The sequence below is a fragment of the Paenibacillus cisolokensis genome, from assembly GCF_050481165.1.
GTDB classification, from domain to species: Bacteria; Bacillota; Bacilli; order Paenibacillales; family Paenibacillaceae; genus Paenibacillus_AH; species Paenibacillus_AH cisolokensis.
The window spans coordinates 44,116-57,030 of the sequence record NZ_JBCNFP010000015.1 but is presented as its reverse complement, the minus strand read 5'-3'; the positions used below and the strand labels follow the sequence as shown (position 1 = coordinate 57,030).

At 59.1% G+C, this 12,915-nt stretch carries 15 protein-coding genes and 1 riboswitch; all 15 genes read right to left on the bottom strand.

Annotated elements, in window-relative coordinates; all coding sequences use genetic code 11:
* Positions 1-17 precede the first annotated feature (17 nt).
* The 15 genes from ABEV74_RS02445 to lysA all read right to left on the bottom strand — a co-directional run bounded on the left by ABEV74_RS02445 (position 18) and on the right by lysA (position 12,811).
* Positions 18-548 (bottom strand): redoxin domain-containing protein, encoded by a 531-nt coding sequence (locus tag ABEV74_RS02445; RefSeq protein ID WP_430143200.1) that lies wholly within the window; start codon positions 546-548, stop codon positions 18-20.
* A 94-nt stretch (positions 549-642) separates the two neighbouring features.
* Positions 643-1,383, bottom strand: coding sequence for a pseudouridine synthase (locus ABEV74_RS02440; protein ID WP_062492719.1), 741 nt, complete (start codon positions 1,381-1,383; stop codon positions 643-645).
* A gap of 153 nt (positions 1,384-1,536) precedes the next feature.
* Positions 1,537-2,070, bottom strand: coding sequence for a spore maturation protein (locus ABEV74_RS02435; protein ID WP_062492718.1), 534 nt, complete (start codon positions 2,068-2,070; stop codon positions 1,537-1,539).
* 81 nt (positions 2,071-2,151) lie between these two features.
* Entirely contained in the window at positions 2,152-2,799 is a 648-nt protein-coding gene (locus tag ABEV74_RS02430; RefSeq protein ID WP_430143198.1) for a nucleoside recognition domain-containing protein, read from the bottom strand.
* Between the two features lie 25 nt (positions 2,800-2,824).
* Positions 2,825-3,988 (bottom strand): D-alanyl-D-alanine carboxypeptidase family protein, encoded by a 1,164-nt coding sequence (locus ABEV74_RS02425; RefSeq protein ID WP_430143196.1) that lies wholly within the window; start codon positions 3,986-3,988, stop codon positions 2,825-2,827.
* A gap of 164 nt (positions 3,989-4,152) precedes the next feature.
* Positions 4,153-4,626 (bottom strand): GerW family sporulation protein, encoded by a 474-nt coding sequence (gene ytfJ, locus ABEV74_RS02420; RefSeq protein ID WP_062492715.1) that lies wholly within the window; start codon positions 4,624-4,626, stop codon positions 4,153-4,155.
* Positions 4,599-5,285, bottom strand: a complete 687-nt coding sequence (locus ABEV74_RS02415) for a DUF2953 domain-containing protein (RefSeq protein ID WP_430143194.1) — start codon at positions 5,283-5,285, stop codon at positions 4,599-4,601. The genes ytfJ and ABEV74_RS02415 overlap by 28 nt, the downstream gene beginning before the upstream one ends.
* A 61-nt stretch (positions 5,286-5,346) precedes the next feature.
* Positions 5,347-5,982: an SMC-Scp complex subunit ScpB gene (gene scpB / locus ABEV74_RS02410; RefSeq protein ID WP_430143192.1), complete on the bottom strand. Its 636-nt coding sequence runs from the start codon at positions 5,980-5,982 to the stop codon at positions 5,347-5,349.
* Positions 5,951-6,730: a segregation and condensation protein A gene (locus ABEV74_RS02405; protein ID WP_062492712.1), complete on the bottom strand. Its 780-nt coding sequence runs from the start codon at positions 6,728-6,730 to the stop codon at positions 5,951-5,953. The genes scpB and ABEV74_RS02405 overlap by 32 nt, the downstream gene beginning before the upstream one ends.
* 23 nt (positions 6,731-6,753) lie before the next feature.
* Positions 6,754-7,224, bottom strand: coding sequence for a 6,7-dimethyl-8-ribityllumazine synthase (gene ribH / locus ABEV74_RS02400; RefSeq protein WP_062492711.1), 471 nt, complete (start codon positions 7,222-7,224; stop codon positions 6,754-6,756).
* Positions 7,225-7,232: 8 nt separating this feature from the next.
* Positions 7,233-8,483: a bifunctional 3,4-dihydroxy-2-butanone-4-phosphate synthase/GTP cyclohydrolase II gene (locus tag ABEV74_RS02395; RefSeq protein WP_430143190.1), complete on the bottom strand. Its 1,251-nt coding sequence runs from the start codon at positions 8,481-8,483 to the stop codon at positions 7,233-7,235.
* A gap of 60 nt (positions 8,484-8,543) precedes the next feature.
* A complete protein-coding gene (gene ribE, locus ABEV74_RS02390) occupies positions 8,544-9,218 on the bottom strand; it encodes a riboflavin synthase (RefSeq protein WP_062492709.1) in 675 nt (224 codons plus the stop codon).
* Positions 9,203-10,342 (bottom strand): bifunctional diaminohydroxyphosphoribosylaminopyrimidine deaminase/5-amino-6-(5-phosphoribosylamino)uracil reductase RibD, encoded by a 1,140-nt coding sequence (gene ribD, locus ABEV74_RS02385; RefSeq protein ID WP_062492708.1) that lies wholly within the window; start codon positions 10,340-10,342, stop codon positions 9,203-9,205. The genes ribE and ribD overlap by 16 nt, the downstream gene beginning before the upstream one ends.
* Positions 10,343-10,563: 221 nt before the next feature.
* A riboswitch (FMN riboswitch) is annotated at positions 10,564-10,764 on the bottom strand.
* 258 nt (positions 10,765-11,022) lie between these two features.
* Positions 11,023-11,454: a peptidylprolyl isomerase gene (locus ABEV74_RS02380; protein ID WP_062492707.1), complete on the bottom strand. Its 432-nt coding sequence runs from the start codon at positions 11,452-11,454 to the stop codon at positions 11,023-11,025.
* Positions 11,455-11,479: 25 nt separating this feature from the next.
* Complete coding sequence (lysA, locus tag ABEV74_RS02375; protein WP_430143187.1) at positions 11,480-12,811, bottom strand: diaminopimelate decarboxylase; 1,332 nt, start codon at positions 12,809-12,811, stop codon at positions 11,480-11,482.
* Between the last annotated feature and the right edge of the window lie 104 nt (positions 12,812-12,915).

Genomic DNA, 12,915 nt, shown 5'->3' with positions numbered 1-12,915 from the left:
CAGATATCCTCCTTCGTTCAGGACGCAAGCAGCCGCTCGATCCGCTTATCGATGTCCTTTTCCGTCATCCCCCCGACAAAAATCTCCATAATTCTGCCGTCAGGTTTGACGAAAAACGTCGTCGGATACTGCCGGAGCCCGTATCTTCGTTCGACCATTCGATTGCTGTCGCGAAGAACCGGGAAGTCGAGCTTGAATCGGCTGACAAAGTTACGAACCGTCAAATCGTCCTCGCTCAAATTGATCGCCACGATCTCGAGCGAATCTTTCCATTTTTCGTACTGGCGTTGAAATTCCGGCATTTCTTTCACGCAAGGCGGACAGAAGGTGCCCCAAAAATTAATGACCAGCGCTTTGCCGTCCTTCTGAAAGTCCTGAAGCTCCTTCGCTTCGCCGTTTAAATCGAGAAGTTTGAAATCGGGCGGCCTTTCCCCCGCTTTCAATATTTTATCGTCCGAAGCAAACAACGCCTCGCCGATCGCATAGCCTCCGAGCAGCAAGACGCCGAGCAAAATTACGATTTGAACCGGTCTGCGGGCTTTCCCCACTTCACCTTCACCACCTTCGAAACACGCGGTCGCACGGAATGCAATACTACTATTATAACGAAATTCGGGCGGCGTGGCCGGATGCCGCAGCCGCCTATTTATGAACTTTATGTGTCTGAGCGGCCAAATTCCGCAAGTCCTGAACTTCCTGCTGCGTCAAATGGCGGTATTTGCCTCTCGGCAGCGACTGCAGCGTCAAGTCTCCGAACTTGATCCGCTTCAGCTTCCGGACCGGATGACGGATCGCCTCGAACATCCGCCTGACTTGCCGGTTCCGCCCTTCGGTAATCGTAATCGTAATGGTCGCCTCATTTTTCTCCGTATCGACGTCGTAATATTCCACTTCGGCCGGCGCCGTCACGCCGTCTTCGAGCTCGATGCCCTTCTGCAGCTTTTCGAGCGATGTGCCGTGGGGAATCCCTTTGACGGTCGCCAGATACGTGCGCGGTACATGATGGCGCGGATGGGTCAGCAGGTTCGCTAATTCGCCGTCATTCGTCAGCAGCAGCAGCCCTTCCGTATCGTAATCGAGCCGCCCCACCGGATAGACCCGCTCCTGGATTCCGTGCAAAAAGTCCGTGACGACCTTGCGGCCTTGCGGATCGTTGGCGCTCGTAATGACGCCTTTCGGCTTGTTCAGCATCAGATACAGTTTCTTTTCCGCGCGAATCGGTTTTCCGTTCACCGTAATGACGTCCGTCGCCGGGTCGGCTTTCGCGCCGAGCTCCGTCACTTTTTCGCCGTTTACTTCCACCTGGCCGGCCACAATCAATTCCTCGCATTTGCGCCGGGAGGCCACACCGGCCTGGGCCAATATTTTCTGAAGTCGTTCCAATCGTTTCACCTCATCCTCCATCATACCGATTCGCAAGCGAAAGCACAAGCTTGCCGCTCTCCGGCCGCTCCCGCAGCACAAAAAGGGCTGCCTCTTTCAGCGGAACGCTGAGAGGGCAACCCTTAGTGCCGTCCGTCGGACGGACGATCGGGCCTAACCGAATACGAGCAGACAGATGAAGACGGCGGCCAGAAAGCCGACTGCGTCGGAAAACAGCCCGACCTTCAACGCGTACCGGGTGCGCCGGATGCCGATTGCCCCGAAGTATACGGTCAATACATAGAGCGTCGTATCCGTGCTGCCCTGAATCGTGGAAGCGATTCTTCCAATCATGGAATCGGCGCCGTAGGTTTGAATCAGGTCGGTCGTGAAGGCAAGCGAGCCGGCGCCGGTCAGCGGCCGCAGCAGGCCGAGCGGCAGCACCTCGCCGGGAATCCCGATCCAGCCAAGCAGCGGCCGCAGCGCATCGACGATCGCGTCCATCGCGCCGGAAGCGCGAAACATGCTGATGGCCACCATCATGCCGACCAGATGGGGGATGATGCCGATAGCGGTTCCGAAGCCGTCCTTTGCTCCCTCGGTAAACGTTTCATATACCGGAACTTTCCGAAAAGCTCCATAAAGCGGAATAAAAACGATGATGGCGGGAATTAACCAGACGGACAGCAGCGATACAGCCTCATACATATCCGGCTCTCCTTTCGCACAATCCTTCCCGCTTTCGCATGCGATCCGAGCCGCCGGAAGCGAAAGCCCAGGTCCGGGCCGCTAGCCGGCGCGGCTGCCGGCGTCAGGCGGCTGAGCGGCCCGGTTCGCGCCGGCGTTCCGCTGCGGGGGGCCGGCCGACCGCCTTCGATACCAGCGGTCCGCCGCGATTGCGGCCGCCGTGGCGACGATCGTGGCCGCCAGCGTTGTGCCGACGATATCTGCCGCATTGGCCGATCCGTAATTCATCCGGATGGCGATGAGCGTCGTCGGCACCAGCGTAATGCTGGACGTATTGAGCGCGAGCAGCGTGCACATGGCCGGCGTGGCCGTTTCCTTGTCGGGATTCAACTTTTGCAATTCCTGCATCGCCTTGATGCCCATCGGCGTCGCGGCATTGCCGAGTCCGAAAATGTTTGCGCTCATATTGCTCATAATGTAGCCGATTGCGGGATGGTCTTTCGGCACATCGGGAAAGAGCAGCCTGACCGCCGGGCCGAGCAGCTTCGCCAGCTTGCGGAGCAAGCCGGCATCCTCGGCGATGCGCATCAGGCCGAGCCAGAATACCAAAACGCTGATCAGCCCGAAGCTGACCGTCACGCCGGTCTTCGCTCCGTCGAAAGCCGCGGCGGTCACCGCTTCCATCCGGCCGTTCGCGGCGGCGACGACGAAGCTTGCGACGATCAAGAACAGCCAAATCCAGTTGACCATGATGACAATCCGCTCCTTTCGGCCGCTAATGTCGGAACAGTTGAACGGCGACTGCCTTTACCGCATCGCTCCAAGCCGGCGCTTCTCCCGCACCTGCGGCGGCGGTCGCTTGGTGCGTTCGCCCCGACCGAAGGCGCACGCTGCCCGGATCGTATACCGGCACCGAACCGATGCGGACATCGCCCAAATACCATTCCAGCGTTCCCCGTTCGCCCAAGGCGAACCTTACGCCGTTCGGATCGGCCAGCGTCAGCTTGCTGCGCAACAGCTCCCGTTCCCCTTCCGCAAGCGGATAGCGGAACGTCCGCCCCGGAACGACGGCAAATCCGGCAATCCGCTCTCCCTGTTTGACCACCGTTTGCAGCGGATAATGGGCGAAGCCCCAGTCGAGCAGCTTCCGGTGATCCTCCCAGTCGTTCCCGTCATTGAGTGTGACGGCCGCCAGCCTTTGACCGTTGCGCGTGGCCGAACTGACGAGACAGCGAAGCGCTTTTTTCGTATATCCCGTTTTCACCCCGTCGGCTCCTTCGTACATCGCCAGCATTTTGTTTTTGTTCGTCCAGACATAGTCCCAAGGATCGTACGGGTTCGGCGCCGTCTTGCGCTTCGTGCCGACAATTTCCGAGAAGACCGGGTTTTTGAGCGCATACGCGGTCAGCCTGGCCAGATCGTTGGCCGACGAATAATGGCCTTCCTCATCAAGGCCGTGCGGGTTCCGGAACCGGCTGTTCGCCAGTCCTAGACGTTCGGCCGTCTCGTTCATGAGATAGACGAAGCCTTCCTCGGACCCGCCCACATGCTCGGCGATTGCGGTCGCGGCATCGTTGCCCGATCTGAGCATCAATCCGTAGAGCAGATGATGGAGCGTCATTTTTTCGCCGACTTTCAAGTAGATGGACGATCCCTCTTTGCCGGCCGCCCGCCGGCTTACCGTCGCCACGCTGTCAAGCTTGCCGTGTTCGATCGCGACGATCGCCGTCATAATTTTCGTCAGGCTGGCGATGCGCATCGGCTCGTCCCCGTGCTGGCTGTACAGGATACGGCCGGATTCCACGTCGATCAGCGCCGCCGCCTTCGCATGCGTATAGATCGGTTCCGGAGCGGACGCAGCGGGAGACGGCGTTCCGGCCGCCAAAGCGGCGGCCGCCGCGATGGCCGCGATGCTGCGCATCCAATTGCGTTTGATCATCCGTATTTCCCTCCATCAAGATTCAAGCGGCATCGGGCGGACAACCCTGCCAAGCAGACTTGTACCAATATATGCCCTGGCCTGTACCGTTATGATTACGCAAAAACGGCCAACCAATAGCTGGTTGACCTTGCGCCAATCGCCCTTGCCGCAGTCGCCCGCCGTTAATCGACGATCGTCGCGCTTTCCAGAACGTCGGTTTCCGTTTCGCGATTGCGAATCATCCGCTGAATTTTCTCGAACACTTGCGGCGCCGCGTCGATGACGCGTTCCATCAGATGGGTTTGATTGTCGAGCGGCACCACGCGCACCCCGGTCCCGTTCGCTCCGACGACGAGGAATGCGATCGGCGTAATCGAAACGCCGCCGCCGCTGCCGCCGCCGAACGGAAGCGCCACGCTCGCATTGTGGTGACCGGTCCCGTTCGAAACGCCGGCAGATGCCGTTCCGTCGTTTCGGTCGTCGAAGCGAATGTCGCTGCCGCCTGCGACGAAACCGAAGCCTACTTTGGAAATGGGCATAATAACACTGCCGTCTGGCGTCTGGACGGGGTCGCCGACAATCGTATTGACATCCACCATCTCTTTAATATTCTCCATAGCGGTTTGCATCAGGCCTTGGATCGGATGTTCTGCCATACGATAACGCCTCCCTTCACATTTTTCAAACGAAACACCAGCTGAAGACCGGCAAGAATAGCATATCCGAAGCTGATTTTGGCTATACAGGACCATTGCGTGGAAAAATGAGCCCGGCTGTAATCCGGCTGCACTTCCATGCTGGGCTTCGTTTGCAGACGGACGATGTGCGACAGAAAGCCGATAACGCTGGATTGGATCGTCCAGATCGAGCCGGTTGCCAGCGCCGTCCACATGGCGTCCCCCGTGCCTACCGCCGTATGCCATTTCCATTCCACAAGACGAACTTTGGAGAGCAGCCGCAGCGTCCATCCGGTCAGATTATGAATTTGCCGAAGCATCAGCTGATACCGCTCGATCGACTTCTTTACTTTTTGCCGGTCCAGCTCCATCCTGGCGTCCCGAACCTGGCTGGACGCCAGCCGTTCGCTTTTCCGAATCCGCTCGTATTCGATCTCACTGCTGCCGAGCCTGATGTCGGGCAATTTCCACTGCATTCGAATAAGGCCGAACAGAGCTTTCACCCGCAGCTCCAAATCATCGTTTTCCTGTATCCGGATGAACCGCCCGCTGATGACGACAGGCGACAATAATACGACAATCGCGCATAAAAAAAAGAGACCTGCCGCCGCGAGCCATCCGTAGGGGTATCCGAGCATGGATGTCTTTCCCCCGCTTCCCTGTTGTTGGATGGTTATAGTATGACCCGGCGGTCAAATCTCATTCTTCATGCTGCGCGCCAAGCCGCTCTTGGAGCGCTTCCACTTCGTCGATCGTCATCTGTCGGCCGTCCAGCTTCTCGAACAGCATTTGCGTCTGCTCGTTCAGCAGCTCCTCGGGATCGACCGATTCGGGCTCCGGAAGCGCATCCAGTCCCGGCAAGCCGAAATAGTCGAGGAATGCCTTGGTCGTTCCATACAGGATCGGGCGCCCGATCTGCTCCGCCCTCCCGGTCTCCTCGATCAAATCTTTCGAAATGAGCGACTGAATCGCCCGATCGGATTTGACCCCCCGTATTTCCTCGATTTCGACGCGGGTGATCGGCTGGCGGTAGGCGACGATCGAGAGCGTCTCCAGGGCGGCCTGCGACAACGCCGACCGGGTCGGCGTATAGGCCATCCGTTCGAAATAAGGCGCATGCTCGGGATGCGTCGTCAGCCGGAACGCCCCGGCGACTTCAGCAACCTGGACGCCTCTGCCTTCCCGGTCCAGATCTTCCTTGAGCTCGCGGACCAGCTCGGCGGCAAGGCCGGCGTCCAGCTCCAAAATATCGGCAAGCTGCTTCGGATTCAGGCCTTCGTCGCCGGCCATAAACAGCAATCCTTCAATAATCGACTTCAATTTCGGATAATCCACTTTCCGTAGCTTCCCCTCTCCAATGAATGACGATATCATCGAACAGCCCGTGCTGGAAGCAGCGGATATGCTTCATTTTCATCAGCTCCAGCAGCGCAAGAAACGTGACGACGATCTCCTGGCGATCCATATGCCGGCGGATGAGCCGGGAGAAGCGGACCGTTTCATGCTGCCGCAGCACTTCCACGATATCGCGAATGCGGTCTTTGACCGATATTTCGTCCCGGTGAACGGTGGTGACCAGCTGGCGGCGCGCCGCCTTGCGGAGCGCCTTCTGAAACGCCTTCGCCAGGTCCGATACGTGCAGCCCCTCCACCGGGTTGACGGGAACGACCCGCATGTAAGGGGTCAAATCTTCGGGCTCCCGGGTATAAACGCGACTGCGTTCCAGCTCCATCTCTCTCAATCGCTCCGCAATCTGCTTGTAACGGCGATATTCGACCAGTTTCCGGATCAATTCGTCCCGCGGATCGGGACCTTCTTCGTCTTCCCATTCCGCGAAATCTTCAATAACCGGCGGCTTGGGAAGAAGCTGATGGCTCTTGATCGACAGCAGCGTGGCGGCCATGACGAGAAACTCGCTCGTCACGTCCAGCTCCAGCTCCTGCATCGCGTTCAAATATTCCAGATACTGATCGGTGATTTCGCTGATGGAGACGTCATGGATATCGATTTCAGCCTTGTCGATCAAATGAAGGAGCAGATCGAGCGGCCCTTCGAACGATTCCAGTTTGTACAGCACCGCCATGGCGTCTTCCTCCCGCCCCCGCTTTAGCCTTGCAGCGCCTTCGTCAGGTTGGCCATTTCAATTGCCGCGGAAGCCGCTTCCCATCCTTTATTGCCCGCTTTGGTGCCGGCCCGCTCGATCGCCTGCTCGATCGAATCCGTCGTCAGCACGCCGAATATCGTCGGCACGCCGGTTTTCAGCGAAATCGCGGCCACCCCTTTCGCCACTTCGTTGCATACGTAATCGAAGTGCGGCGTCGACCCGCGGATGACGGCGCCGAGCGTAATGACGGCGTCGTACTTTCCGCTTTCGGCCATTTTCTGCGCGATAAGCGGAATTTCGAAGGCGCCGGGAACCCAGGCGATCTCGATATCGTTCTCTTCCGCGCCATGGCGGCTCAGCGCATCCAGCGCGCCGCTCAGCAGCTTGCTTGTAATGAATTCGTTGAAACGGCCGACGACAATGCCGTATTTCAGTCCTTCGGATACCAGTTTGCCTTCATAATGTTTTGCCATATCCTCTCTCATCCTTCCGCCTGTTGTTGGTCTTCAAACCGCAGCAAATGTCCGAGCTTCGCCTGTTTGGTCCGCAAATAGCGGGCATTGTCCTTGCTTTCCTTCATCTGAATCGGCACCCGCTCGACCACTTCCAGCCCGTAGCCTTCCAGCCCTTTGATCTTGCGCGGGTTGTTGGTCAAAAGCCGCATTTTGCGCACGCCGAGATCTTTCAAGATTTGCGCGCCGATGCCGTAATCCCGCAAATCGGGAGCAAAGCCCAATTTAATATTCGCGTCGACCGTGTCGAATCCCTGCTCCTGCAGTTTGTAAGCTTTCAGTTTATTGATCAGCCCGATCCCCCGGCCTTCCTGCCGCATATAGAGGAGTACGCCGACGCCCGCTTCGTCGATCTGGCGCAGCGCCGCCTCCAGCTGCGGTCCGCAGTCGCAGCGATGCGAATGGAACACGTCGCCCGTCAGACATTCCGAGTGTACGCGGACGAGCACCGGCGTCCGTCCGTCGATTTGGCCTTTCACAAGCGCCACATGCTCCTTGCCGTCGACTTCATTCGTATAGGCGACGGCGCGGAACGTGCCGAAATCGGTCGGCATCTTCACTTCGACGATGCGCTCGACCAGCTTCTCCTTTTCATTGCGATAATGGATCAAATCGCGGATCGTAATCAGCTTCAGCCCGTGCTTCCGCTTGAATGCGACCAGATCGCGGAGACGGGCCATCGTGCCGTCCTCGTTAATAATTTCGCAGATGACGGCGGCCGGCTCGGCGCCGCACAAGCGGGCCAGATCGATCGCCGCTTCGGTATGCCCAGCCCTGCGCAGCACGCCGCCATTCTTCGCGATCAGCGGAAAAATATGGCCGGGGCGGCGGAAATCGTGCGCCCTGGTCTTTCTGTCGATCAGCGCACGGACCGTCATCGAGCGCTCATGCGCCGAAATGCCGGTCGTCGTCGACAGATGGTCGACCGAAACCGTAAAAGCGGTGCCGTGATAATCGGTATTGTGCGCGACCATCGGCTGAAGATCGAGCTCTTCGGCGCGCTCCTGGGTGATCGGTACGCAGACAAGCCCCCGCGCTTCGGTGATCATGAAGTTGATCATCTCCGGCGTCGCTTTTTCCGCCAGCGCGACAAGATCGCCCTCATTCTCCCGGTCCTCGTCGTCGACGACGATCACCGCCTTGCCGAGCATCAAATCGTAAATGGCCTCTTCAATCGAATCGAACCGGATGTCCGGCTCATGTTCTTCCTTGTCTGGCATGCTGATTCAACCTCCTGCTTTGATCCGTAATGGCCGGTCTTATCGTTTCGGCAACGAATTTTACATGAAGCCGTGCTCGGCCAAAAAGGCGGCGGTCACGCCGCCCGTCCGGTCGGCCCGGCCTTCGGTTTCGCGTCCGGCGCCGCCGAAACGAAGCAAATGATCGACATATTTGCCCAGAATGTCCGTTTCGATATTGACCGTATCGCCCGGCCCCTTGTCCTGAAGCGCGGTCTCCGCAAGCGTATGGGGAATGATGGACACATAGAAGGTTCCGCCTTCGACCCGGGCCACCGTCAGACTGATGCCGTCCACGGCGACAGAACCTTGCGGTATAATGTACCGCATCAGTCCGGCGTCCGTCGGGCGGATGCCGTAATTGACCGCATTCGCCTCGTTCTCCCGGGAGACGATCGTCGCGGTGCCGTCGGCATGGCCCTGGACGATATGTCCGCCGAATCGTCCGTCCGCCCGCATCGCCCTTTCCAAATTGACCCTGCCGCCCGGCCGCAGTCGCCCGAGATTCGTATGACGGTACGTCTGCGGCGTCACATCGACGGTGAACGACGAGCCGCCGATCGCGGTTGCCGTCAGACAGACGCCGTTCACCGCGATGCTGTCCCCGACAGCAGCGCCCTCCAATATGCGGGAGGCGCCGATCGTCAGCGTCATCGCCTCGCCGTGCCGCCCGACTCTCAACAGCGTGCCGATCTCTTCGATCAATCCGGTAAACATCCGTTCTCCTCCTCCCGTCCTCTGTAGCGGGGATAACCCGTCAGACACAGATCGCCGCCGATCTTCTCGACCGTCATCTCCTCGAGCCGCACCGCATCGTTCATTTTTTCGAAGCCCGCAAAGGCGAAAGCCGACGGCGATTCCGGCCCGCCGATAATTTTCGGCGCAATGAACAATATGACTTTATCGATCAGTCCGGCTTCAAGCATGGCGCCGTTCAGGATGCCGCCGCCTTCGAGCAGCACCGAGCCGATTTCCCGTTCGCCGAGCCGGCGCATCGCTTCCGCCAAGTCGACCTTGGGGCCGGCTCCGCACGGCACGATTTCGGCCCCGGTGCGCTCCAGCGCTGCGCGGCGGCTCGCGTCGGCGCCTTCCGTCGTCAGGATAACGGTTCTTCCCGCTTCGGCTTCCTGCTGCAGCACCCGCGCATCAGGAGGCGTCCGCAGCGCGGAATCGACGACGATGCGCACCGGATGAAGCGCCGGCACCGACAAGCGGGTCGTCAGCGACGGGTTGTCGGCCAGCAGGGTGCCGACGCCGACCATAATGCCGTCATGCCGGTGACGGAGCGTGTGGACCGCTTCGCGCGCCTCGGGGCCGCTTACCCAGCGGCTGTCCCCGGTGCGGGCGGCGATTCGTCCGTCCAGCGTGCTCGCAACCTTGCAGGTGACGAACGGAAGGCCGGTCGTGATATATTTGTTGAACGCTTCGTTCAGCCGCTTCGCCCGCTCGCCAAGCGTTCCCGTCTCTACCGGGATGCCGGCTTCCCGCAGCTTGGCAATCCCCCGGCCGGCAACGCGCGGGTTCGGGTCCTCGCAGGCGACGACGACGCGCGCCGCGCCGGCCGCGATGAGCGCGTCGCAGCACGGCGGCGTCTTGCCGTAATGGCTGCACGGCTCGAGCGTCACATAGACGGTCGCGCCCCGCGCTTCATCGCCCGCCATCGCAAGCGCATGCACTTCCGCATGAGCGGTTCCGCGCTTCAAATGCGTGCCGATGCCGACGATCCGTCCGTCCTTGACGATGACGCAGCCGACAACCGGGTTGATGCCGGTTTGCCCTTGAGCCCGCGAAGCGAGATCGAGCGCCAGAGACATATAATATTCGTCATTGATGACGTCCATAAAACGACAAAATCACCCCCGGGCGACCGCCGACGGGGGTGATGGGGTTTTTCGGTTCGTATCAGCTTCGAAAGAAAGCATACGCAAACAAAGGTCTGCTCTGTCCGGACATCGCTCCTGCCTCCATATCCTTTACGACCGATCAACCGGCCGCTCGCAAAGGCAGGTGAAAAAAAGAACATGAGCAAACAGACCTTAAGTATGGCACGCAATACCGAAGCGTTCCCCTTCTCCCATCCAGACTATACTGTCGGTCCCGGATTCGCACCAGGTCCACCGTACCGCCTCCGTCCCGCATATCGGGTAAGGAATGGCGGTCCGGGTCACGGACTGACGAAGAAAGTGCAAGCGGTCCGGATGTCCGGTGCCGCGCTTCCCCGATCACCGCCGGTTGGGAATTTCACCCAGCCCCGAAGGAAAGCCGCTAAGATCGTATTCTTATGCGCTTTGCCGGTTAGACGAAAAGCAAACGCCTAACGTTGAATGAAATAGTACCACTTCATCAAGAAAAAAGCAAGCGTTCGCCAGCGCGGCAAGCGCCGTCGGTACGCCCGAGGCCGCAGCGCCTTTCCTGCGCCGGCCGTCGGAGGAGCCCTATCGGGCGCGCTGCCGGGGCGACGCGAGCGAATAAAGCCGCGGACAGCAAGAAAGGCCAACGGCCTGTCGGCCGTTGGCTATTTTTACACCTCGTATACTTCCACCTTGTCCATTTTGTCGCGGCCTTTGAACGCGTCGACATGCTCCATCCCTTTGGACACTTTGCCGAACACCGTATGCTCGCCGTCGAGATGCGGCTGCGGCTGGTAGCAAATATAAAACTGGCTGCCGCCCGTATTCCGGCCGGCATGCGCCATTGCCACCGTACCGCGCTCATGCTTGTTCGGGTTGATTTCGCAATTGATCGTATAGCCGGGGCCGCCGGTGCCGTTGCCCTTCGGACACCCGCCCTGCGCGACGAAGCCCGGAATGACACGATGAAAGACCAGGCCGTTGTAAAATCCGCTGTTGGCCAGTTTCTCGAAATTGCCGACCGTGTTCGGCGCGTCCTGTTCGAACAGATCGATGACGATTTCCGCGCCGTTCTCCATTGTAATTTTCGCTTGCTTTGCCATGCGGTCACGCTCCTTACGCGTTCGGTTATTTCCCGGTCGGCGCTTTGCGCAGCCGCTGCGGGATCACGTCATTGGCGACAATATCGTGCAGCGACTCGCGCTTCACGGCAAGATCCGCCTGTCCGTCCTTCACGAATACGACGGCAGGACGGCGAATGCGGTTATAATTGCTCGCCATCGCATAATTGTACGCTCCCGTGCAGAAGACTGCAAGCAAATCGCCGATATTCGCTTTCGGCAAATCGAGATCCCAGATCAGCATGTCGCCGCTCTCGCAGCATTTGCCGGCGATCGAAACCGTCTCTTCGGCCGGCTCGTTCGCGCGGTTGGCGAGCACCGCTTCGTATTTCGACTGGTACAGCGCCGGGCGCGGGTTGTCCGTCATGCCGCCGTCGACGGCGATATATTTGCGTACGCCGGGAATTTCCTTGGTCGTCCCGACCGTATACAGCGTCGTGCCGGCGTCGCCGACGATGCTTCGGCCCGGCTCCACCCAAATTTCCGGCAGCGGGAATCCGGCCGCCGTAAAATTGGAGATGACCGCGTCCGTAATCGCCTTGACATACTCGCGGATCGGCAGCGGCTTGTCTTCCGCCGTATACCGGATGCCGAAGCCGCCGCCAAGGTTGACGACCTTGAACGTAACGTCCAGCTCGTCCCGCACTTTAATGGCGAAAGCGGCTACTTTGTCTACCGCCATTTTGAACCCTTCCACCTCGAAAATTTGCGAGCCGATATGGGAGTGAACGCCGAGCAGCACCAGATTCGGCTGCTCGATCGCTTCCTTGACGGCGCGATAAGCCGAACCGTTGGCAAGGTCGAAGCCGAACTTGGAATCCTGCTGTCCGGTCGAGATGTAGTCGTGGGTATGCGCTTCGACGCCCGGCGTAATGCGCAGCAGAATATTCGCTTTTTTACCCTTTTCCCCCGCCAGTGCGTTCAGCAGCTTCAACTCGGTAAAGTTGTCCACGACGAAACAGCCGATATTGGCATCCAGCGCCATGACGATTTCCTCGGGCGTCTTGTTATTCCCGTGGAAGTGGATGCGGCCGGCCGGAAATCCCGCCTGCAGCGCGGTGTACAGTTCGCCGTCGGAGACGACGTCAAGCGACAGGCCTTCCTGCTCGGCGATGGCGCACATCGCCATCACACTGAACGCCTTGCTGGCGTATGCGACCTGGAAGTTCAGGCCCGAAGCGCGGAACGCCTCGACATATTCACGGGCGCGCTGACGGACGAGCGCCTCGTCCACGACATAAAGAGGAGTGCCGAATTCTTTCGCCAACTCGGTCGTATCGCAACCGCCAATTTCCAGATGCCCTTTGGCATTAATCTTAGAAGTTCCATGCAAATACATAAATCGATCCCTCTGCTTTCTCCATCGTTCGGAAAAATAAGTTTGCACCTATTTCACCAGTATAGCGCAAACCCGCTTCGGGAGAAATGGATAATTCAGCATTT